Annotated in this window: 19 protein-coding genes; 11 read left to right on the top strand and 8 right to left on the bottom strand. The window is 70.9% G+C overall.

Going from position 1 to position 20,450, the window contains the following annotated elements:
• Nucleotides 1-48: 48 nt before the first annotated feature.
• Nucleotides 49-1,074: a non-homologous end-joining DNA ligase gene (gene ligD / locus ACKTSN_RS06855; RefSeq protein ID WP_409468259.1), complete on the top strand. Its 1,026-nt coding sequence runs from the start codon at nucleotides 49-51 to the stop codon at nucleotides 1,072-1,074.
• Here the strand turns inward: ligD and ACKTSN_RS06850 are convergent.
• Together ACKTSN_RS06850 and ACKTSN_RS06845 are read right to left on the bottom strand one after the other, a co-directional pair.
• On the bottom strand, nucleotides 1,061-3,208 hold the full coding sequence (locus ACKTSN_RS06850) for an OmpL47-type beta-barrel domain-containing protein (RefSeq protein ID WP_409474760.1): 2,148 nt from the start codon (nucleotides 3,206-3,208) through the stop codon (nucleotides 1,061-1,063). The genes ligD and ACKTSN_RS06850 overlap by 14 nt on opposite strands.
• 44 nt (nucleotides 3,209-3,252) lie before the next feature.
• Nucleotides 3,253-5,742 (bottom strand): ThuA domain-containing protein, encoded by a 2,490-nt coding sequence (locus ACKTSN_RS06845; protein ID WP_409468258.1) that lies wholly within the window; start codon nucleotides 5,740-5,742, stop codon nucleotides 3,253-3,255.
• A 198-nt stretch (nucleotides 5,743-5,940) separates the two neighbouring features.
• On the opposite strand from ACKTSN_RS06845, the gene ACKTSN_RS06840 reads away from it, so the two are divergent.
• Nucleotides 5,941-6,900 (top strand): multicopper oxidase domain-containing protein, encoded by a 960-nt coding sequence (locus ACKTSN_RS06840; protein WP_409468257.1) that lies wholly within the window; start codon nucleotides 5,941-5,943, stop codon nucleotides 6,898-6,900.
• Nucleotides 6,901-6,977: 77 nt separating this feature from the next.
• Complete coding sequence (locus ACKTSN_RS06835; RefSeq protein ID WP_409468256.1) at nucleotides 6,978-8,015, top strand: LacI family DNA-binding transcriptional regulator; 1,038 nt, start codon at nucleotides 6,978-6,980, stop codon at nucleotides 8,013-8,015.
• Nucleotides 8,016-8,033: 18 nt separating this feature from the next.
• Here ACKTSN_RS06835 and ACKTSN_RS06830 read toward each other — a convergent pair whose 3' ends face one another.
• Nucleotides 8,034-8,828, bottom strand: coding sequence for a VOC family protein (locus ACKTSN_RS06830; RefSeq protein WP_409468255.1), 795 nt, complete (start codon nucleotides 8,826-8,828; stop codon nucleotides 8,034-8,036).
• Between the two features lie 254 nt (nucleotides 8,829-9,082).
• On the opposite strand from ACKTSN_RS06830, the gene ACKTSN_RS06825 reads away from it, so the two are divergent.
• Nucleotides 9,083-9,328, top strand: coding sequence for a WhiB family transcriptional regulator (locus ACKTSN_RS06825; protein WP_206307043.1), 246 nt, complete (start codon nucleotides 9,083-9,085; stop codon nucleotides 9,326-9,328).
• Nucleotides 9,329-9,369: 41 nt separating this feature from the next.
• Here the strand turns inward: ACKTSN_RS06825 and ACKTSN_RS06820 are convergent, their stop codons facing one another.
• The 3 genes from ACKTSN_RS06820 to ACKTSN_RS06810 all read right to left on the bottom strand — a co-directional run bounded on the left by ACKTSN_RS06820 (nucleotide 9,370) and on the right by ACKTSN_RS06810 (nucleotide 13,191).
• On the bottom strand, nucleotides 9,370-10,344 hold the full coding sequence (locus tag ACKTSN_RS06820) for an acyl-ACP desaturase (protein WP_409468254.1): 975 nt from the start codon (nucleotides 10,342-10,344) through the stop codon (nucleotides 9,370-9,372).
• Nucleotides 10,345-10,559: 215 nt separating this feature from the next.
• On the bottom strand, nucleotides 10,560-11,336 hold the full coding sequence (ddaH, locus tag ACKTSN_RS06815) for a dimethylargininase (protein ID WP_409468253.1): 777 nt from the start codon (nucleotides 11,334-11,336) through the stop codon (nucleotides 10,560-10,562).
• Nucleotides 11,337-11,568: 232 nt separating this feature from the next.
• The gene (locus tag ACKTSN_RS06810) at nucleotides 11,569-13,191 is read right to left on the bottom strand and encodes an ABC-F family ATP-binding cassette domain-containing protein (RefSeq protein WP_409468252.1); all 1,623 of its coding nucleotides are present in this window, start codon (nucleotides 13,189-13,191) and stop codon (nucleotides 11,569-11,571) included.
• 357 nt (nucleotides 13,192-13,548) lie between these two features.
• Here ACKTSN_RS06810 and ACKTSN_RS06805 point away from each other — a divergent pair, with 357 nt between their 5' ends.
• The gene (locus ACKTSN_RS06805; RefSeq protein ID WP_409468251.1) at nucleotides 13,549-14,385 is read left to right on the top strand and encodes an isocitrate lyase/PEP mutase family protein; all 837 of its coding nucleotides are present in this window, start codon (nucleotides 13,549-13,551) and stop codon (nucleotides 14,383-14,385) included.
• Between the two features lie 9 nt (nucleotides 14,386-14,394).
• On the opposite strand, the gene ACKTSN_RS06800 is transcribed toward ACKTSN_RS06805, so the two are convergent.
• Complete coding sequence (locus ACKTSN_RS06800) at nucleotides 14,395-14,811, bottom strand: SsgA family sporulation/cell division regulator (protein WP_409468250.1); 417 nt, start codon at nucleotides 14,809-14,811, stop codon at nucleotides 14,395-14,397.
• 260 nt (nucleotides 14,812-15,071) lie between these two features.
• Between ACKTSN_RS06800 and ACKTSN_RS06795 the strand changes: the two genes are divergently transcribed.
• The 4 genes from ACKTSN_RS06795 to mmpA all read left to right on the top strand — a co-directional run bounded on the left by ACKTSN_RS06795 (nucleotide 15,072) and on the right by mmpA (nucleotide 17,490).
• Nucleotides 15,072-16,127, top strand: a complete 1,056-nt coding sequence (locus tag ACKTSN_RS06795; RefSeq protein ID WP_409468249.1) for a WD40/YVTN/BNR-like repeat-containing protein — start codon at nucleotides 15,072-15,074, stop codon at nucleotides 16,125-16,127.
• Nucleotides 16,128-16,199: 72 nt separating this feature from the next.
• Nucleotides 16,200-16,523: a plasmid stabilization protein gene (locus ACKTSN_RS06790; protein WP_409468248.1), complete on the top strand. Its 324-nt coding sequence runs from the start codon at nucleotides 16,200-16,202 to the stop codon at nucleotides 16,521-16,523.
• Between the two features lie 51 nt (nucleotides 16,524-16,574).
• Entirely contained in the window at nucleotides 16,575-17,267 is a 693-nt protein-coding gene (locus ACKTSN_RS06785; protein WP_409468247.1) for an endonuclease V, read from the top strand.
• 76 nt (nucleotides 17,268-17,343) lie between these two features.
• Nucleotides 17,344-17,490 (top strand): morphogenic membrane protein MmpA, encoded by a 147-nt coding sequence (gene mmpA, locus ACKTSN_RS06780; RefSeq protein WP_224738197.1) that lies wholly within the window; start codon nucleotides 17,344-17,346, stop codon nucleotides 17,488-17,490.
• A 21-nt stretch (nucleotides 17,491-17,511) separates the two neighbouring features.
• Here mmpA and ACKTSN_RS06775 read toward each other — a convergent pair whose 3' ends face one another.
• On the bottom strand, nucleotides 17,512-18,702 hold the full coding sequence (locus ACKTSN_RS06775; RefSeq protein ID WP_409468246.1) for a saccharopine dehydrogenase family protein: 1,191 nt from the start codon (nucleotides 18,700-18,702) through the stop codon (nucleotides 17,512-17,514).
• Nucleotides 18,703-18,789: 87 nt separating this feature from the next.
• Here ACKTSN_RS06775 and ACKTSN_RS06770 point away from each other — a divergent pair, with 87 nt between their 5' ends.
• Nucleotides 18,790-19,173: an MmcQ/YjbR family DNA-binding protein gene (locus ACKTSN_RS06770; protein WP_409468245.1), complete on the top strand. Its 384-nt coding sequence runs from the start codon at nucleotides 18,790-18,792 to the stop codon at nucleotides 19,171-19,173.
• 128 nt (nucleotides 19,174-19,301) lie between these two features.
• The gene (locus ACKTSN_RS06765) at nucleotides 19,302-20,438 is read left to right on the top strand and encodes a CaiB/BaiF CoA transferase family protein (RefSeq protein WP_409468244.1); all 1,137 of its coding nucleotides are present in this window, start codon (nucleotides 19,302-19,304) and stop codon (nucleotides 20,436-20,438) included.
• Nucleotides 20,439-20,450 lie beyond the last annotated feature (12 nt).

The raw sequence follows: 20,450 nt of genomic DNA, 5'->3' as shown, positions 1-20,450 counted from the left end.
CGTGCGCCCGGTGTGCGCGGGACCCGGGCTGGGCCTACCGTGGCTCGCATGGGCGAAGCGGTGGAACTCCGGGCGGGCGGCCGGACCGTACGGCTGTCCAGTCCCGACAAGGTCTTCTTCCCGGAGCGCGGCTTCACCAAGCTGGACCTCGCCCGCTACTACCAGGCCGTCGCCCCCGGCATCCTGCGCGCCCTGCGCAACCGCCCCACCACCCTGGAGCGCTACCCGGACGGCGTCACCGGCGAGTCCTTCTTCCAGAAGCGGGCGCCCAAGAACATGCCCGACTGGATTCCCACCGCCCACATCACGTTCCCCAGCGGCCGCAGCGCCGACGAGATGTGCCCCACCGAGGAGGCCGCCGTCCTGTGGGCCGCCCAGTTCGGCACCCTCACCTTTCATCCGTGGCCGGTGCGCCGCGACGACGTCGACAGCCCCGACGAACTCCGCATCGACCTCGACCCGCAGCCCGGCACCGACTACGACGACGCCGTCCGCGCCGCCCATGAACTGCACGCCGTTCTCGCCGAGTTCGGCGGTCTGCAGGGCTTCCCCAAGACCTCCGGCGGCCGCGGCCTGCATGTGTTCGTCCCCATTGAGCCGCGCTGGACCTTCACCCAGGTCCGCCGGGCCGCCATCGCGGTCGGCCGGGAGATGGAACGCCGCATGCCGGAGTACGTCACGGTCAAGTGGTGGAAGGAGGAGCGGGGCGAGAAGATCTTCATCGACTACAACCAGACCGCGCGGGACCGCACGATCGCCTCCGCCTACTCCGTACGCCCCCGCCCGCACGCCCCCGTCTCGGCGCCCCTGCGCTGGGAGGAGGTCGGCGACGCCCACCCCCGGGACTTCGACCTCGCGACCATGCCCGCGCGCTTCGCCGAACTCGGCGATGTGCACGCGGACATGGACGACCACCGTTTCTCGCTGGAGGCGCTGTTGGAGCTCGCCAACAGGGACGAGCGCGATCACGGGCTCGGCGATCTGCCGTACCCGCCCGATTACCCCAAGATGCCGGGGGAGCCCAAGCGGGTACAGCCGAGCAGAGCCCGCAGAGCGGGACCTACAACTCCTTGATCCGGATGTCCCGGTACGAGATCACATCCGTCGTGCCGTGCACCTGGAGCCCGATGTAGCCGGAGGCGAACCGCCGCCCGTCCGTGCCGGGGTCGTCGGCGCGGGGCGGGACGAAGTCCTGGCCGCCGATGTTGTCGAACTCGTTGATCAGCACGCCGTTGCGGTAGACCGAGTAGTGCTGGTCGACCACCCGGATCTCGTAGTCGTTCCAGGTGCCCTTCTGCGTCACGCCCGCGCCGGCCAGGCCCACGCGGTCGAAGCCGTAGACGGACCCCGTCTTGTACATGTCGCCGTCGGGCCGGTCGAGCACCTGCACCTCGTGCCCGTACTTGATGGCGACCCACTCCGGCCGTGACTCCTCCGGGTGGTCATGGACGTACGGGAAGCGCACGAACACACCGGAGTTGGCGTTGCCCGTGCCGGGAGCGTCGTCCCGCCACTGGAGCCGGAGCGAGAAGTCGCCGTACTTGCGCTGCGGGAACCACAGCATGCCGAGGCCCGCCTTCGTGGTGCCGCTGGTGATCGACCCGTCGGCGTTCGGCGCGAAGGAACCGCCGCCCACGTGCTGCCACTTGGCGAAGGAGTCCGCGGTGCCGTCGAGGATCGTGCGGTAGCCCTCGGTCTGGCCGGGCCTGCCGATGCCGGACTGCCGGGCCGCCTTGGTGATGGCGTTGTACTCGCGCTGGTCGACGACGCCTTCCTTGAGGAGCTTGTCCAGGACCGTCTTCACATGCTTGAGGAACAGCGCGTGGGACGTCCACTCCTTCTCGTCCTCGATCAGCTCGTTGATCCGGCACCGGTTGTTCGTGACCCGGTTGGGCACACCCGAGTCGACCGTGCCGACGATGACGGTCAGCCGTTCGTCGTACTCGGGGCAGGGCGGCGCGGGCACCCCGCCCGCCACGACCGTGAAGCTGACGGTCCGGGCGTCGGAGGTGTTGCCCGCCTTGTCGCTCGCCCGGTACGCCACGGTGTGCGGGCCCACGCGGTCGACGACCAGGGGCGCCGTGTACGCGAGATAGGGCCCGCCGTCGAGCGAGTACTCGACGCTCGCGACACCCGAACCCGCCCCGTCCGTCGCACTGATGGTGACCTTGGCGTTCGCCACGTACGCCCCGTCGGAGTTCCGGGTGCCCTCCACGGTCGCGCCCGTCACCGGCGGGGTGGTGTCCTCCTCGGGCGCGGCGACCACCGTGAACTCCACGCTCTTCTCGGCCGCCGCGTTGCCCGCCTTGTCGGTGGCGCGGTAGCGGACGGTGTGCGCACCGGTCTGATGCACCATCACCGGGCCGGTGTACGGCTGCCAGGCGCCGGACGTGCCGATCGCGTACTCGATGGTGTTGACCCCGGAGCCGGTGTCGGAGGCGGTGACGGTGACCGTGGCCATGTCGACGTACGTGCCGTCGGGGTTCTGCTCGCCGCTCACCGTCGCCGAGGTCTCAGGCGGTGTCGTGTCGTCCGTCTGCGGGGCGACGACCGTGAACTCGACGCTCTTCTCGGCGGACACGTTGCCCGCCTTGTCGAACGCCCGGTACCGGACCTTGTGGCTGCCCACCTGGTCGACGACGACCGGGGCGGTGTACGGCTGCCAGGCGCCGGTCTCGCCGGTCGCGTACTCGATCCGGTCGACGCCGGATCCGCCGGTGTTGTCGGTCGCCTCGACCGTCACACTCGCCGAACCGACGTACTCACCCTGCGCGTTCTGTACCCCACTGACCTGGGCCGACGCCTCTGGCGCCGTGGTGTCCTCGCCGCTGCCCTCGGTCACCACGAGGATGCCCTGCATCTGGCCGTGGCCGGGGATCGTGCAGTGGTAGAAGTAGCGGCCCGGGGTGAGCGTGACCTCGGCGGTGTGGCGGCCGCCCTGGTCGTCGTTGGGGTTGGCCAGGATGTTCAGCTGGACGTCGCTGTTGAACTCGGGGTCGGAGGTGACGAACGTCAGCGTGTGCGGCATTCCGGTGGTGTTGCCGGTGGCCACGCTGTTCTCGAAGACGATCGTCGCCGGGCCGGCCACCGCCGTCGCGGGCGCCGACGTGTATTTGTCGATGTCGTTGCCCGCGGTCCAGGTGAGAACTTGCGCGGCGGCCTGTTCGGGCTGTTGGGCCGCCGTCGTGGACTGCAGCCCCAGCATCATCAGTACGGCGGCCAGCAAGGCCGTCCAGATTCTTCGTTGGCGTCTCACTGCGTCCCCCTCGCCAGCTGGTCGGCGGCCGGCGTGGGCCCGCCGCCCTGGTACGTCACGCGCCACAGCGCCGACTTGGCGTCCGAGGTGAAGAAGCCGCGCCCGTAGTCGAGGACGTAGAGCGCTCCGTCCGGACCGAACTTCCAGTCCATGAGGTTCTTGATGCCGTCGTTGCCGACCGGCACGATCTTCTTCAGCGACTCGGAGTGCACCGGCAGCCCGCCGTCGCCCTGCGTCCTCGGATCCATCAGCACCGCGTTGCGCGGCTGGTCGGCGTCGTAGAAGTCGCCGACGAACCACTTGCCGTCCCAGTAGGCCGGCCACTTGACGTCACTGGTGGCCGAGACGTCGGCGGACCGGTAGACGGGCCCGTTCATCGCGGCCTGCCCGCCGCCCTTGAGCCACGGCAGCCGGTACGTCGACTCCTCCTGCTTGTACGAGGGGACCCCGTTCGCGTCACGCGGGAAGTCCGGGCCGCCGCCCTGGGGCGAGTACCAGATGTTGTTGCCGGTGACCGGCGGAAGGTTGACGAGGCCGTCGTTGTTCGGGGACTCGTTCTTCGGACGGTCGCAGTCGTACCAGCCGAGCGGCTGCGACGGATCGGGCAGGTTGCGGTCGCGGTACGGCTGCTTGTTGCCCATGCAGTACGGCCAGCCCCGGTTGCTCGCCTTGGTGATGACGGCGAACGTGTCGTACTTGGCGGGGCCCCACACCGGCGACGGCGCAGAGGCGTCCGGGCCGACCCAGCCCGCGTACAGGATGTCCGTCGACTTGTCGACGAAGATGCGCGCCGGGTTGCGGACGCCCATCACATAGATCTCCCCGCGGGTCTTGCCGCCGCCCTCGTCGGTCTCCCGGCCGGTGAAGAGGTTGCCCTCGGGGAGCGTGTACGTCCCGTCGGGTTCCGGGTGGATGCGCAGGATCTTGCCGTTGAGGTTGTTGGTGTTGCCGGCGGTGCGGCGTGCGTCGGCGAAGGACACGCCCTTGAAGTTCGGCTCCGGGTTGTTGCCGGAGTAACCGTCGCTGAAGCGGCTGGAGTTGTTGTCGCCGGTCGCGATGTAGAGGTTGCCCTTGGAGTCCCAGGCCATCCCGCCGCCCGCATGACAGCAACTGTGGATCTGCACCGGCCACTTGAGCAGCACCTTCTCGCTGCTCAGGTCGAGCTTGTTGGTGGCGAGGTCGAGCGTGAAGCGGGAGACGCGCCGCTCGGCCATCCGCGTGTCGCGGTTGATCCGCGCGTGCGGGGTGTAGTGCAGATACACCCAGCCGTTCTGCTCGAAGCGCGGGTCCAGCTCGATACCGAGCAGGCCCTCCTCGACCTTGACCAGCTCGTCGCCGCCACCCTTGTTGCCGAAGACCGTCAACGCGCCCGCCAGGGTGACCTGCCCGGTCTTCGGGTCGTAGACATGGATCTCGCCCTTGCCCTTGCCGATGTCGGGGTTGTTCCAGTCGGTGATCACGGGCTGCGAGCTGTCGGCGCCGCCGCGCCCGATGTACAGGACGCGGCCGTCGGGGGCGGTGACCAGTCCGTGCGGCTCGCCGACCTGGTCGTTCTGGCCGGGCTGGTTGGGCTTGGTCAGCCGCTCCGCCTTGTAGTTGCCGTTGATCGTCGCCTTGCAGTCGGCCTGCACGAGGCGGGTGGTCCACAGCAGTGCACCGCGCAGGTGGTTGCGGAAGTCGGTCTCGTCGTACGACGACACCGTGCCGCCCATGCCGGTGTAGAAGGAGCGTCCGCCGTCGTAGTCGCGGCACCAGCTGATCGGGTGGTCCCACCCGTTGGCGCTCGCGCCGGGCTGGTACGTCGACTCGCGCACGCGTGCCACCGTGTGCACCTCGCCCGAGGGGTTCTTCACCCAGTTCGGCCACTGGTCGGGGCGCTTCCAGGTCACCGGGAGATCCTTGGTGGCCGGGTGCTGCCGGTCGCCGACCTCAACTGTCGCCCGTTGTGCCGAGGTTGGGCTGGAGGAGGCCGGGCGGGCGCCGACCAGACCGGTGAACCAGTCGGAGTACGGTTCCGCGCGGGCCGCGTCATGGATGCCGACGAACCCGCCGCCCGCCTCCATGTAGGTCTCCAGGCCGGCCTCCTGCTCCGCGTCCAGGACGTCTCCGCCGCCGGTGAGGAACACGATCGCGTTGTAACGGCCCAGCCTGGTCCCGTTGGTGAAGACCGAGGCGTCGTCCGTGGCCTCCACCTTGAAGCGCTGGCCGGCGGGACCGGACAGACCGATCCGCTCGATCGCCTCGATACCGGCGTTCACGACCGGAGACTCGTCGCCGGGGGCCGCGGACCCGTAGAAGATCAGCACACGCACGTTCGCGCCGCCGGGCGGCGACTTGACGGACATCGTTGTCAGGGACGGATCCGGCGCCGGGAGCGCCCCCGCGGAAGAGCCGGACAGCAGGCCCGCGGTGACGAATCCGGCCGTCAGGGCGGCCGTCCAGGCGCGCCTTCCGGCCCTTTTTCTGCTCAGCTCTCTTAAATCCATGGGTCTGTGGTGCGATGTGGACCGCATGTGGTCACCCACCCCTCGTCGGTCACAGCAACAGCGCCTAGGAAGCTAGACCTCTTTGCGCGGCTCGCCAATAGGTATGACCGGAACGGAACGAACTTTGTCCTGGGTGTGGATAAACGCCGTGAGTCCCGCTACCGTCTCGAACTCCGTACCGGAATTGGGGAGTTCGGCATGGACAGACGTAGCTTCAACCGGCGGGTCCTCCTGGGTGGCGCGGCCGTCGCGACATCGTTGTCCGTGGCCTCGGAGGCGACTCCGGCCACCGAACCGGCCCGGAAGGCGCCGGCGGGCGGCGAGGTGAGGCATCTCAAGGTCTACGCGGAGAAGCTCGCCGACGGACAGCTGGGTTACGGCTTCGAGAAGGGCAAGGCAACCATCCCGGGGCCGCTGATCGAGCTCAACGAGGGCGACACGGTGCACATCGAGTTCGAGAACACGACGGATGTGACGGCGAGCCTGCACGTACACGGCCTGGACTACGAGATATCCAGCGACGGCACGAAACTGAGCAGGAGTCATGTCGAGCCGGGCGGCACCCGCACCTACACCTGGCGCACCCATGCTCCCGGCCGCCGGCCGGACGGCACCTGGCGGGCGGGCAGCGCGGGCTACTGGCACTACCACGACCACGTGGTGGGCACGGAGCACGGGACGGGCGGCATCCGGAAGGGGCTGTACGGACCGGTGATCGTCCGCAGGAAGGGCGACATCCTTCCGGACCGCACCTACACGATCGTCTTCAACGACATGACGATCAACAACCTGCCCACCGGCCCCGACTTCGAGGCCACGGTGGGCGACCGCATCGAGTTCGTGATGATCACGCACGGCGAGTACTACCACACCTTCCACATGCACGGTCACCGCTGGGCCGACAACCGCACCGGCATGCTGACCGGCCCCGACGACCCGAGTCAGGTGATCGACAACAAGATCGTGGGCCCTGCGGACTCCTTCGGCTTCCAGGTGGTCGCGGGGGAGGGGGTGGGCGCCGGCGCGTGGATGTACCACTGCCACGTGCAGAGCCACTCCGACATGGGAATGGTCGGCCTCTTCCTGGTGAAGAAGCCGGACGGCACGATCCCGGGCCATACGGCACACGCACCGGACCACTCCTCGCACGGGCACTGACGGTTGCCGAGAGCGCTCTCACCTCCCCGTCGGCCTGCGGTTATCCTGATCCGCAGTCGCCGGTGAGGAGTCCCGAAGTGACCGAGGCAGTGACGCGCCCCACGCTGGAGGCAGTGGCCGCACGCGCCGGGGTGTCCCGGGCCACCGTCTCGCGGGTGGTCAACGGCGGGGACGGGGTCCGCGAACCCCTCGTCGAACGCGTCCGGCGGGCGGTCGAGGAACTCGGCTACGTCCCCAACCAGGCGGCCCGCAGCCTCGTGACCAGACGCCATGACGCCGTCGCCGTCGTCATCGCGGAACCGGAGACGCGCGTCTTCGCCGACCCCTTCTTCGCGCTGCAACTCCGGGGAATCAGCAAGGAGCTGACGGCCCACGACAACCAGCTCGTGCTGCTGCTCACGGAGGGCCGCGACGACCATGCCCGCGTCGGCCGCTATCTCGCCGGCGGGCACGTCGACGGGGCGCTGGTGTTCTCCCTGCACCTCGACGACGCGCTGCCCGGTCTGATCCGGGGCGCCGGGGTCCCGACCGTGTTCGGCGGGCGGTCCGGCTGGAGCGACGGCACGCCCCGGGCCGTGTACGTCGACAGCGACAACCGGGGCGGTGCCCGCGCGGCCGTACGCCATCTCGTCGGCCTGGGCCGTACGCGCATCGCGCACATCACCGGCGCCCTCGACCAGACGTCCGCGGTGGACCGGCTCGACGGGTTCCGGGACGTCATGGCCGAGGCCGACCCGCGGCTCGTCGTCGAGGGCGACTTCACCCCGGCCGGGGGCGAGCGGGCGATGCGCGAACTCCTCGACCGCTGCCCCGACCTGGACGCCGTGTTCGCCGCCAACGATCTCACCGCCGCGGGCGCCCTGCGGGTGCTGCGCGAGCGCGGCCGACGCGTGCCGGACGACGTCGCCGTGATCGGCTTCGACGACATGCTGCCCGTCGCCGAGCAGACCGACCCGCCGCTCACCACGATCCGTCAGGACATCGAGGAGACGGGCCGCCTGATGGCCCGCCTCCTGCTGCGCCGTCTGGACCCCCGCAACGCCGACGACACCGACGCGGCCCCCTCGCCCGGCGTGGTCCTGCCGACCACTCTGGTACGCCGGGCCTCCGCGTAGCCGGCTTGCCCGGGGTGGTCAGCTCTGCTGTGGGGCGGCGCTCCTGATCACCGCGAAGCGGGCGCCGTACGGGTCGGTGAGCTTGGCGATGCGGCCGACGTCGGGCACGTCCGTCGCGGGCATCCGGACACTGCCGCCCAGCTCCTGGGCCCTGGCGACCGTGGCGTCCGTGTCGGTGACCTCCAGGTACGGCAGCCAGTAGGGGTCCGACCCCGCCTCCGTGGGATCGTCGGCCAGTGCGACGAGGCCGCCGAACATGGCATCCTCCCCCTCGCGGGCGGGGTTCACGCACGTGTACGAGCCGCCGGGGAAGCTGACGGACGAGGTCTCCCAGCCGAGCACCGCGTTGTAGAACCCGGCGGCGGCCGGGAGGTCCGGCGTGTAGAGCTCCAGCCAGCACAGCGAGCCGGGTTCGTTGAGTACGTCCACGCCCTTGAGCTGCCCCGGCTGCCAGATGCCGAACGGCACCCCTTTCGAGTCCGCGAGGATCGCCATGTGGCCCTGGCCCATCACGTCCATGGGCTCCACGAGCACGCTGCCGTGCGCCTGCTCGGCGGCCTTGGCCGTGGCCGCGGCGTCCGCGCTCTGGAAGTACACGGTCCAGGACGGCGGGCTCTCCTCCGCGGGGTTCTGCATCCCGCCGGCGACCGTCCTGCCGTCCAGCTGGAAGAAGCCGTAGCCGCCGGCCTCGGGGCCCGCCGACTGGAACTGCCAGCCGAAGAGACCGCCGTAGAAGGAAGTGGCGCCCTCGATGTCGGTCGTGCCGAGGTCGATCCAGTTGGGAGCGCCGTTGACATAACGGGTGGTGAGCATCCTCGCCCTCCTCATGAAAGGGGACCCGTTGCGTGCAGTGCCGAGTCTTGCACCGCCCACTGACAATCGCCGCGGGAACCACGCCGTGCCGTCACCACGGCGACGCAGGGCGGCCGCCTCGTTTCCGCACCCTCCGCGCGCCGCCGTGCGCCGGCTTGTCCGCACGGCCACCATCGAGGCGGCCGGAGGCCCTCGGACGCGGCGTTGATCGCGCGTTGATCGAACGTTTTTCGCCGCACGGAATGCTCGGGACCATGCACTTCCAGACGATCACCCCGGCCGACACCGCCTGGCAGGCCCAGGCCCTGTGCGCACAGACCGGGGCCGAGTTCTTCTTTCCCGAGCCGGGCAGCTCGGTGCGTGAGGCGAAGCGCATCTGCGGCATGTGCGAGATGCGCTCCGCCTGTCTCGAGTACGCCCTCGCGAACGACGAGCGCTTCGGCGTGTGGGGCGGACTGTCCGAGAAGGAACGGCTCCAGCTCCGGCGTACCCCGCACTGAGCAGCGGGTGATCCGGCCGGGCTCCGCCGGGTGTGCGGGGATCAGCCCCCGGCCCGGACCGCCATCCGTGCCTTGCGTGCCGCCAGCTTCTCGTCGAACTTCAGGGCTTCCGCGTCCAGGCCGTTCATGAACAGGCCGAGCTCCTCCTGGGCCTTCAGGCCCTCGGGGCCGAGGCCGTCGATCTCCAGGACCTTCAGGAAGCGCAGCACTGGCTGGAGAACGTCGTCGTGGTGGATGCGCAGGTTGTAGACCTCGCCGATGGCCATCTGCGCGGCGGCCCGCTCGAAACCGGGGATGCCGTGGCCGGGCATGCGGAAGTTCACGACGACGTCCCGCACCGCCTGCATGGTCAGGTCGGGGGCGAGTTCGAAGGCCGCCTTGAGCAGGTTGCGGTAGAAGACCATGTGCAGGTTCTCGTCGGTCGCGATGCGCGCCAGCATGCGGTCGCAGACCGGGTCGCCGGACTGGTGGCCGGTGTTGCGGTGCGAGATACGGGTCGCGAGCTCCTGGAAGGCGACGTAGGCGATCGAGTGGAGCATCGAGTGCCGGTTGTCCGACTCGAAGCCCTCGCTCATGTGGGACATGCGGAACTGCTCCAGCTTGTCCGGGTCCACCGCGCGCGAGGTGAGCAGGTAGTCGCGCATCACGATGCCGTGCCGGCCCTCCTCGGCGGTCCAGCGGTGCACCCAGGTGCCCCAGGCCCCGTCACGGCCGAAGAGCGTGGCGATCTCGTGGTGGTAGCTGGGCAGGTTGTCCTCGGTCAGCAGGTTCACCACGAGGGCGATACGGCCGATCTCGGTGACCTTGGACTGCTCCTTGTCCCAGGCCTCGCCGTCCTCGAAGAAGCCGGGGAAGTTGCGGCCGTCGGTCCACGGCACGTACTCGTGCGGCATCCAGTCCTTGGCGACCTTCAGATGCCGGTTGAGCTCCTTCTCGACCACTTCCTCCAGGGCGTGCAGCAGTCGGGCATCGGTCCAGACGGAGGGGCTGCCGAGGTGGGAAGAGGTGATCGTCACGGGTACTCCAGGGGGACGTGGAACCAAAACCGGTGGAACCGGCGAGCGACGCCGGGAACCTACGCGATCGTAGGCTACGAATCCGTAGGTTACGAAGCCGTAGGTTAAGTGTGCCGTAAAGACCGCTGTTCAGAGGGGCTTCCCCAGGGCTCCTGAGCAGCAGAAAGTCCCGGGACCCGCTGGTCCCGGGACTGCACCGTCCGGGCGTCACACGGTCAGGCGTACAGCTCCCGCAGCCGCACCGAGAGGCATGTCACACAGCCCTCGAGCTTCTCGAACTCGCTGATGTCCACGACGACCGGCGTGTACCCGAGGTCCTTGAACAGCTCGGCCGTCTTCGGGGCGCTGGCCGCCATGAGCAGCTTGTCGCCGCCGAGCAGCACCACATGGGAGCCGGACGCCTCCGGCACGTGCAGGAAGCGCCCGAACAGCGACGGCGTGTCCATCAGCGGGATGTGCCCGATGACCGTGCCGTCGGGGAGCGCGGTGACCGCCGACTTCAGATGCAGCACCTTGCTCACGGGCACGGCGACCACCCGTGCCCCCAGCGGTTCGAAGGCGGCACGCAGCTGCTGGACGCCGACGGCGTTGGTACGGCCGCCGCGGCCCACGTAGACCGTGTCGCCGATCTTCAGCACGTCGCCGCCCTCAAGGGTGCCCGGCTCCCAGACCCAGTTCACCGAGCAGCCCAGGCGCGCCACGACCTCCTCGACGCCCGCGGTCTCGTCCCGGCGGGACTCGGCGCCGGGGCGCGCGATCAGGGCGACGTTCTTGTACATCACGGCCGTGTCCTCGACGAACACGGAGTCGGGGCAGTCGTCGGCCGGGTCCACCTCGATGATCTCCCAGCCGTGCGTGCGCAACGCCTCCACGTACGCCTCCCACTGCTGCCTCGCCCGGTCGACGTCCACGTCCATGCGTTCGACGTGGGTGACGAGTCCTTCGGCCAGGCGGGGGCTGGGGCGGCGGACGAGGGCCTTCTTGCTGGGCACGAGGAGGTCTCCGTATCGGGTGGAACGTTGTGGACTTGCGTGGCCGAACCCCGTCGGGTGTCGGCGCCCATGATGCAGGGCCCATTCTGGGCGACGACAGCCCTCCGGCGAGGGGGCGGGGGCGTACTGAGCGCCGTGAGGGGCGCGGGGCTGTATCGATGTGCGGCTCCGCCGTGGGCGCGACCAGCCCCCACCGGCCCGCAGCTTCATCACCGCACTTCCAGCGGAGCGCTCAGGCGGGCAACCCGACAGCTTCTGGCGTGGTTTCCGTGAGTTCTCCGTCGAGCAGCAGCCACCGCGTGATGCCGATCGACTCCAGGAACGGCAGGTCGTGACTGGCCACGATCAGCGCCCCCTCGTACGACTCCAGGGCCGTGGTGAGCTGTCGTACGCTCGCCATGTCCAGGTTGTTCGTCGGCTCGTCCAGCATCAGCAGCTGCGGTGCCGGTTCCGCCAGCATCAGCGCGGCCAACGTCGCCCGAAAGCGCTCGCCGCCGGACAGTGTCGCCGCCTGCTGGTCGGCACGGGCACCCCGGAACAGGAAGCGGGCCAGCCGCGCCCGGATCCGGTTGTTGGTGGCGCCCGGCGCGAACCGGGCCACGTTCTCGGCGACGGTCAGCCCGCCGTCGAGGATGTCGAGGCGCTGCGGCAGGAACCGCAGCGGCACGTGCGCCGTCGCCTCACCGGAAACCGGCTCCAGCTCCCCGGCGATGGTGCGCAGCAGCGTCGTCTTGCCCGCGCCGTTGCGCCCGATCAGCGCGATCCGCTCGGGGCCGTGCAGGTCGAAGCCGCTCCCGACGCGGGCGCCGTGGACGAGCTCCAGGTCCCGCACGGTGAGCACGGTCCGGCCCGCCGGCACCGCCGTGTACGGCAGGTCGACGCGGATCTCGTCGTCCTCCCGTATGGCCTCCACCGCCTCGTCGAGCCGTTCTCTGGCCTCGGCGAGCTTCTCCTCGTGCATGATGCGGTACTTGCCGGCCGACTCCTGGGCCGTGCGTTTGCGCATTCTCATGACCGCCCGAGGCTCGCGCGTGTTGTCGAACATCTTCTGCCCGTACCGCTTGCGGCGTGCCAGTACGACCTGGGCGTCGGCCAGTTCACGTTTCTGCTTCCTGAAGTCGGCCTCGGCGACCCGCACCATGCGCTCGGCCGCCTCCTGCTCGGTGGCGAGTGCCTGCTCGTACGCCGAGAAGTTGCCGCCGTACCAGGTGATCTCCCCGGAGCGCAGATCGGCGATCTGGTCGACCAGTTCGAGGAGTTCACGATCGTGGCTGACCACGACCATCACCCCCGGCCAGGCCGCGACGGCCGCGTACAGCCGTTTGCGCGCGTACAGATCAAGGTTGTTGGTGGGCTCGTCCAGCAGCAGTACGTCCGGTCGGCGCAGCAGCAGCGCGGCCAGCCGCAGCAGGACGGACTCGCCGCCGGAGACCTCTCCGATGGTGCGGTCCAACGCGATGTGCCCGAGGCCGAGTTCGCCGAGGGTGGCGAGGGTGCGCTCCTCGATGTCCCAGTCATCGCCGACCGTCTCGAAGTGCTCCTCGGCCACATCACCCGCCTCGATGGCGTGCAGCGCGGCCCGCACGTCGGCGATGCCGAGCGCCTCGTCGACCCGCAGCGCGGTGTCGAACGTGACGTTCTGCGGGAGGTAGCCGACCTCGCCGGCGACGAGTACGGCGCCGTCGGCCGGGGTGAGCTCTCCGGCGATCAGCTTCAACAGGGTTGATTTTCCTGATCCGTTGACACCGACGAGCCCGGTCCGGCCGGGGCCGAAGGAGACGTCGAGGCCCTCGAAGACGGAGGTGCCGTCGGACCAGGCGAAGGAGAGGGAGGTGCAGGTGATGGAAGTATGCATACGGGCCTCGCGGTTGCTTGATGTGGTCAGGGCAACGCGTATCGAGACACCGGAAGGCGGCGACCATCGCGGGGGCCGTGGAGAGCCCAAGGGAAGGGGGGCATGAGAAAGGCCCTGCTCCGCAAGGACGGCTCGAACGCCGAGGTCGCACGCAGCGCACACACCTGTGGTGTGTGACGTGGTGTCTCAGGACCTCAGACGAGCAACGTCCTTCTCCAATCGACGGCAACAGAACCGCTGTAGACCGTACGAGGAGGGCTCGCGGCTGTCAACGGAATAACGCGTGGGCCAAGGTGCCCCGGCTTGATGTCGGATTCCTGCCAGCCCAGATCCCGGTCCACTGGTTGAGTGGGCCGCATGACCAACGAGAACCCGCTCCGCGACCGCGCCCTGACCTTCCGCTCCCTGCACGTCCCGGGCCGTCCGCTCGTCCTGCCGAACGCCTGGGACACCGCCAGCGCCCGCATCGTCGAGGACGCCGGCGCCGCCGCGGTGGCCACCACGAGCGCCGGGCTCGCCTGGGCCCTCGGCGCGCCGGACGGCGACCGGCTGGAGCGCGACCGGGCGCTCGCCGCCGTCGCCGGGATCGCCGCGGCGGTCGGCGTGCCGGTGACCGCGGACATCGAGAGCGGCTACGCGCCGGATGCCGAGGGCGTCGCCGACACCGTCCGGGCGGTGCTCGCGGCCGGAGCGGTCGGGATCAACATCGAGGATGCGCTGTACGAGGCGGAGGCAGGGCCGCTGCGGCCGGTGGCCGAGCAGGCTGAGCGGATCGGCGCCGCGCGCGAGGCCGCGGACGGGGCGGGCGTGCCGTTGTTCGTGAACGCCCGGGTCGACACGTTCCTCAGGGGGGCCGGGGGAGTGGAACACACCCTGGAGCGGGCCGCCGCCTACCTCGCCGCGGGCGCGGACGGCATCTTCGTCCCCGGGGCCGTCGATCCGGGGACCGTGAAGCTGCTCGCGGACGGTGTCGACGGTCCGCTGAACGTGATGGCCGGTCCCGGCGCACCGCCGGTGACCGAACTGGCCGCGCTCGGGGTCGCGCGCGTGAGCGTGGGGGCCGGCCTGGCCCAGGCCGCGCACGCCGTCGTCCGCCGCGCCGCGCGGGAGCTGCTGGACGCGGGGACGTACGAGTCGCTGGCCGGTGGGCTGGACTACGGCGAGCTCAACTCGCTGCTCGGCCGCAGCCGTTAGCCGGACTGTTCAGCAGGCGTCCCGCATCAGCTCCGCGAGGTCGTGGTCCAGGTCCAGGTACGCGTGCTCCAGGCCCTCGGGCACCAGAACGCGCGTCGCCTGCAGGAACCGGCGCAGCTCGCCCGAGCGGACGTGGACGACGGCGATGCCCTCGGCGGCGTGGAACTCCAGCACGGTGCGGTCGTAGCCGTACGGCCGCACGCGTACGTCGCCCTGGCCCTCGGGGTCGTGGAGGCCGGCCGAGAGCAGCTCGCGGGAGAAGGTCCAGCAGACCTCCTCGCCCTCCAGCGTGGCCTGGGCCGGGAAGGTCATACGGATGGCGAACGGATCGCTCGTGTCGTAGCACAGTGTCGCGGGGATGCTCGGCATCCGCGGCGCGGCGGCGACGAGGCGGGCCTCGACGGCCTGCTCGATGACGGTGGACAACGCCTTGCTCCCTTGTGACGGCGGAACGGACTTCCGGGGATGAGGCCGGGCACTGGGTGAGACGACGGAATCGGCGCCTCCGTGCACACCGGTACGGAGTGACGTCCGTCACCGTGCCCCATCGCGTGCGGGGCGACGGGGCCGGTTCCCGGCCCTCTGGACGGCGCCGGGGCAGTGGACTAGCTTCGCCCGCCATGAGGCGCTTGGGGAGCACGCGGCGAACGGCACGGGGGACACGGGCGGGACGTACGGGCCGGGCGGTGGTCGCGGGCCTGGCGTGCGGGGCGGCGCTGGCCGCCCTGACGGCCGTACCGGCACAGGCGCACGAGCCGGAACACCGGGCGCCACACTGGGAACTCAAGGACAGCGGAACCCCGGACGTGCGTTTCCGGGGCCTGGCGGCCGTCAGCCGGAAGGTCGCCTGGGTGTCCGGAACCGGCGGGACCGTCCTGCGCACGACGGACGGCGGGGCGAGCTGGCGGAACGTCTCGCCGGACGGCGCCGGCGATCTGCAGTTCCGGGACATCGAGGCGTTCGACGCGCGGCGGGCCGTGGTGCTGGCCATCGGTGAGGGCGAGGCCTCCCGCGTGTACCGCACCGACGACGGAGGGCTGACCTGGACGGAGTCCTTCCGCAACACCGACGCGCGGGCCTTCTACGACTGCATGACCTTCTTCGACAGCCGCCACGGCCTCGCGATGAGCGACCCCGTGGACGGCAGGTTCCGGATCCTGTCCACGAGTGACGGCGGACGCTCCTGGACGGTGCTGCCCGATGCAGGGATGCCGCCCGCCCTGACGGGTGAGGCGGGGTTCGCCGCGAGCGGGCAGTGTCTGGTCTCCGCAGGGTCGCGGGACGTCTGGCTGGCCACCGGAGGGGGTGCACGCGCGCGCGTGCTGCACTCCGTCGACCGCGGGCTGACCTGGACGGCCACCGACATGCCGCTCCCGGCGGGCGACCCGGCCCGCGGGGTCTTCGCGCTCGCCTTCCGGGACCGTACGCACGGCCTGGCGGTGGGCGGCGACTACCGTCCCGACCAGACGTCTCCGCAGGCCGCGGCACACTCCTCCGACGGCGGCCGCACCTGGCGCTCCGCCGCTGCACCCCCGCCCGCCTACCGCTCCGGCGTCGCGTGGCTCCCGTACAGCCGCACGGCCGCCCTCGCGGTCGGCCCGACGGGGACGGACCTGACCACGGACGGCGGCCGCACCTGGCGCACGGTCGACCCGGGCTCGTACGACACCGTGGACTGCACGGCCGACCTGGGCTGCTGGGCCGCCGGGGAGCGGGGCCGCGTCGCCCGTCTGGAGAGCTGACCGCGCCGCGGATGCCGCATGCGCCCGGGATGGGGGTACTCGTTTCGCACGACGCGAGGGGAGTGAGCGGACATGCCACGCGGTTCGAGCTCCAAGCGGGAACGCCAGTACGAGCACATCAAGGAGAGCGCGCAGGACCGGGGAGAGAGCACGGAACGCGCCAAGGAGATCGCGGCGCGGACGGTGAGCAAGGAACGTGCCCGGTCCGGCGAGTCGAAGACCGCGAGCCGCACCTCGACCCAGGACATGTCGTCCGGCAAGCGGGGCGGTCAGCGGTCCGGCAAGGGGTCTGAGGGCCCCACCTACGACCAGCTGTACGAGGAGGCCAAGCAGCGCAACATCCATGGCCGTTCGGACATGAACAAGCAGCAGCTGAAGCGCGCCCTCGGCAGGTGACCGGCCCGGTATCCGGTCGTCGGCAGCCTGCCCCGTACTCTCGTCCCCACCATGACGACCGTACGCATTCCGGCGGGCTGGCCCGCGACCGAGGAACAGGCCCGCGCGGTCCAGGACGAGTTGCGCGAGCGGGTGGTGCTGGACGAGCCGGGGCCGCCGCCGGGAACGGGTCATGTGACCGGCGTCGACGTCGCCTACGACGACGAGCGGGACGCGGTGGCGGCCGCGGCCGTCGTCCTGGACGCGGCCACCCTCGCGGTCGTCGCCGAGGGCACGGCCGTCGGGCGGATCTCCTTCCCGTACGTGCCCGGCCTGCTCGCCTTCCGTGAGATCCCCACCGTCCTGGCGGCCCTCGAGGCCCTGCCCTGCCCGCCCGGCCTGGTGGTCTGCGACGGCTACGGACGGGCCCACCCGCGCCGCTTCGGCCTGGCCAGCCACCTCGGCGTCCTGACCGGCCTGCCCACGATCGGCGTCGCCAAGAACCCGTTCACCTTCACCTACGACGACCCGGAGCCCCGGCGTGGGTCGTCGTCCCCGCTGCTGGCGGGCAGGGAGGAGGTCGGCCGCGCCCTGCGCACCCGGGACGGCGTCAAGCCGGTCTTCGTGTCCGTCGGCCACCGCGTCGACTTGGACACGGCCTGCGCACATGTGCTGCGGCTGACCCCGCGTTACCGGCTGCCGGAGTCGACCCGTCGCGCGGACTCCCTGTGCCGGCGGGCACTGCGGGAGGCCGTCGCCGACTGAACGGCCACCTACTCACTCCCGCCTGAGTACGAGTACGGATATCCGGTGCGCCGGCATGATCGGCAGGCTGTGCCGTATGACGACGCACCGTGCCCCCAAGCCTCTCGCCCACCCCAGCCGGCCCGTCGAGCGGGCCGTGACGCTCGCGCTGCTGCTGGCCGTCCTCGCCGGGCTCGCCTGGATCGGCGGGATGATCTACACGCTGGCCGAGTGGTCGTTCTAGAACTGGCCCGGCAGGACGGGGTCACCGGCTGGCGGCCACCCGGAACATGATCCCCGCCGCGCGCAGCCGCTCGGTCAGCGCATCGCCCATCGCCACCGCCGTGGTGACCTGACCGGCTGTCGGCGGCAGGTCGTCGAAAGCCAGGGACAGCGCCGACTCGGCGAACATCTTCGCCGTCTCCCCGTACCCGGGATCACCGCCCGCGACCTCGGTGAACACCCGCCGGCCGCCGCCCTCGCCGACGAAGCGCACGGAGAACCAGCTCCTCGCCCGCTTCTCGGCACTCGGCCCCTCACCGGGCTTCAGCCGGTCGGACAACCAGCGCCGCGCGGACGGCAGTTGGGCGGCCGCGACGAGCGCACCGACGGCCGCCACGCCGCCGACGGCGACGGGCAGATGCCGTACGGCCGCGTAGTGCCGGTAGCGGAAGTCGGGGCCGTACCGGTCCAGCGACCGCGCCGAACGGCGCACGATCTGCGGGTCGATGGTCGGCAGCGGCAGCGCCCAGGCGCCCACCTCCGGGGCGAACCGCGGAGCACCCGTCGGCGTGGCTGCCCGCCGCCCCATCAGCCGCGGCTCGTGGCGCCGGCGGTCCCGTGCGGCGGCCGTCATCTGCCGGGCCCGTGAGAACTGGTTCAGCGCGGAGGCGAACGTGCCGCCCGAGAAGGCCGCGTCGGCGGTCACGAACCCGTCCACCGTCAGCGGCACGCCCTGCGGCAGCTGCCGGACCGTGAAGTACACGCCCAGGTCGTGCGGCACCGAGTCGAAACCGCAGGCGTGCACCAGCCGGGCACCCGTCTCACGCGCGCGTGCGTCATGGCGGACGTACGTCAGATCGACGAACTCGGGCTCGCCCGACAGGTCGAGATAGTCGGCGCCGGTGTCCGCGCAGGCCGCGACGAGTTCCTCGCCGTACGTCACATAGGGACCCACCGTGGTGGCCACCACGCGCGCGTGCTCGGCGAGCCGGCGCAGCGAGGCAGGTTCGGACACATCGGCCCGCAGCACCCCGATCTCCGCGCCGCCCGGTGCCTGTTCCCGCAGCCGCTCCCGCAGCCGGGCCAGCTTCAGTTCGCTGCGGCCGGCGAGCGCCCAGCGCAGGTCCTTCGGCGCATGGGTGGCGAGATACTCCGCTGTGAGCGTCCCGACGAAGCCCGTGGCTCCGAAGAGCACGATGTCGTACGGACGTTCCGTCCTGTTCAACCTGCTCATGACACCTCTCGCTCCTCAGCCCGCGCCGCTGTCGGTGGCTGAGGCTAGCGTGAGGGGTGCGCAGCCCGACGACGAGCCCGGAGGTGGATGGTGGCCGTACCCGCGAACGCCCTGAAGAAGTGGGAGAAAGTGCGCGAGTTCGCGCTCGGGCTGCCCGGTGCGGGGGAGGAGTTCCCCTGGGGTGAGAGTGTCGCCAAGGTCAACAAGAAGGTGTTCGTCTTCCTCGGCGTGGACGACGGCAGCCACCCCCTGGGCCTCACGGTCAAGCTGAAGGACGAGACGAGCCACGCCCACGCCCTCACGTCGCCCGGCGCCGAGCCCGCGGGGTACGGCCTGGGCAGGTCCGGCTGGGTGCGCATCCCCCTGGAGCCGAAGGGCACCCCCGGCGCGGAACTGCTCTGCGACTGGGTGGAGGAGAGCTACCGCGCCATCGCACCCAAGCGCCTGATAGCGGAGCTGGACGGACACTGACGGCGCCGGCGCTCACCAGCTCCACAGCGCGTGGCTAAGCGCTTGCTCGCCCCAGGCCTTGTGTCCACTGAAACGTGTTCTTACCATCACCGGTGTTACATCAGTTGTGTCACAGCACAGGGGGCTGGATGACCACGGCAAAGACGCCACCGCACGGCCCACTCACCGGCGTACGCGTGGTCGAGCTGGCCGGTATCGGCCCCGGCCCCTTCGCCGCCATGCTTCTCGCGGACCTCGGCGCCGACGTCGTCCGCGTGGACCGGCCCGGCGGCACGGGGCTCGCCATCGACACCGAGTACGACGTCACCAACCGCAACAAGCGCTCGGTGATCATCGACCTGAAGTCTCCCGACGGCCCCGCCCGCGTCCTGGACCTGGCAGCCCGCGCCGACCTCCTGATCGAGGGCTACCGCCCCGGCGTCGCCGAGCGCCTCGGCGTCGGCCCCGAGGCCTGCCACGCCCGCAACCCGGCGCTCGTCTACGGCCGCATGACCGGCTGGGGCCAGGACGGCCCCCTCGCCCCCCGCGCCGGCCACGACATCGCCTACATCGCGCTCACCGGCACCCTCGGCATGATCGGCCGCCCCGACGAACCCCCGGCCGTGCCCGCCAACCTGGTCGGCGACTACGCGGGCGGCTCCCTCTACCTCGTCGTCGGCGTCCTCGCCGCCCTCCACCATGCCCGCGCCACCGGAACCGGCCAGGTCGTCGACGCCGCCATCGTGGACGGTGCCTCGCATCTCGCCGCGATGATCCACGGCATGCTCGCCGCCGGCGGCTGGCAGGACCGGCGCGGCGCCAACCTCCTCGACGGCGGCTGCCCCTACTACGGCACCTATGAGACGGCCGACGGGAAGTACATGGCGGTCGGCGCGCTGGAACCCCAGTTCTACGACGAGTTCCTGGACCTGCTCGACATCAAGGAGTACGCAACCGCCCGCAAGGACTGGTCCCGGTGGGGCGAGCTGCGCGAGGCGGTCACGGCCCGCTTCAAGTCCCGTACGAGGGACGAGTGGACGGCCGTCTTCGAGGGCTCCGACGCGTGCGTGGCCCCCGTCCTGTCGCTGCGTGAGGCACCGCACCATCTGCACCTCGCCGCCCGCGGCACCTTCACCGACCACGACGGCATCACCCAGCCCGCCCCCGCGCCCCGGTTCTCCGCCACCCCGACCGCCGTCCGCAGCGGACCCGCACAGCCGGGCGCCGACACCGCGGAGGTGGCCCGCGACTGGGACGTACCCGGACTGACGGAGCCCGGCACCTGACCCGGCGTCCGC

Origin of the sequence: Streptomyces flavusporus (assembly GCF_046267975.1) — a bacterium.
Taxonomy (GTDB): Bacteria; Actinomycetota; Actinomycetes; order Streptomycetales; family Streptomycetaceae; genus Streptomyces; species Streptomyces flavusporus.
Note: the sequence above shows the minus strand (reverse complement) of the source record. Positions and strands in the feature narration are given on the sequence as shown.

What these genes read in the sequence shown, in the direction of transcription:
- ligD (WP_409468259.1), top strand. Translation starts at nt 49, where the DNA reads ATGGGCGAAGCGGTGGAACTCCGGGCGGGCGGCCGGACCGTACGGCTG.
- ACKTSN_RS06850 (WP_409474760.1), bottom strand. Translation starts at nt 3,208, where the DNA reads ATGATGCTGGGGCTGCAGTCCACGACGGCGGCCCAACAGCCCGAACAG.
- ACKTSN_RS06845 (WP_409468258.1), bottom strand. Translation starts at nt 5,742, where the DNA reads ATGGATTTAAGAGAGCTGAGCAGAAAAAGGGCCGGAAGGCGCGCCTGG.
- ACKTSN_RS06840 (WP_409468257.1), top strand. Translation starts at nt 5,941, where the DNA reads ATGGACAGACGTAGCTTCAACCGGCGGGTCCTCCTGGGTGGCGCGGCC.
- ACKTSN_RS06830 (WP_409468255.1), bottom strand. Translation starts at nt 8,828, where the DNA reads ATGCTCACCACCCGTTATGTCAACGGCGCTCCCAACTGGATCGACCTC.
- ACKTSN_RS06825 (WP_206307043.1), top strand. Translation starts at nt 9,083, where the DNA reads ATGCACTTCCAGACGATCACCCCGGCCGACACCGCCTGGCAGGCCCAG.
- ACKTSN_RS06810 (WP_409468252.1), bottom strand. Translation starts at nt 13,191, where the DNA reads ATGCATACTTCCATCACCTGCACCTCCCTCTCCTTCGCCTGGTCCGAC.
- ACKTSN_RS06805 (WP_409468251.1), top strand. Translation starts at nt 13,549, where the DNA reads ATGACCAACGAGAACCCGCTCCGCGACCGCGCCCTGACCTTCCGCTCC.
- ACKTSN_RS06790 (WP_409468248.1), top strand. Translation starts at nt 16,200, where the DNA reads ATGCCACGCGGTTCGAGCTCCAAGCGGGAACGCCAGTACGAGCACATC.
- ACKTSN_RS06785 (WP_409468247.1), top strand. Translation starts at nt 16,575, where the DNA reads ATGACGACCGTACGCATTCCGGCGGGCTGGCCCGCGACCGAGGAACAG.
- mmpA (WP_224738197.1), top strand. Translation starts at nt 17,344, where the DNA reads ATGACGACGCACCGTGCCCCCAAGCCTCTCGCCCACCCCAGCCGGCCC.
- ACKTSN_RS06775 (WP_409468246.1), bottom strand. Translation starts at nt 18,702, where the DNA reads ATGAGCAGGTTGAACAGGACGGAACGTCCGTACGACATCGTGCTCTTC.
- ACKTSN_RS06770 (WP_409468245.1), top strand. Translation starts at nt 18,790, where the DNA reads ATGGTGGCCGTACCCGCGAACGCCCTGAAGAAGTGGGAGAAAGTGCGC.
- ACKTSN_RS06765 (WP_409468244.1), top strand. Translation starts at nt 19,302, where the DNA reads ATGACCACGGCAAAGACGCCACCGCACGGCCCACTCACCGGCGTACGC.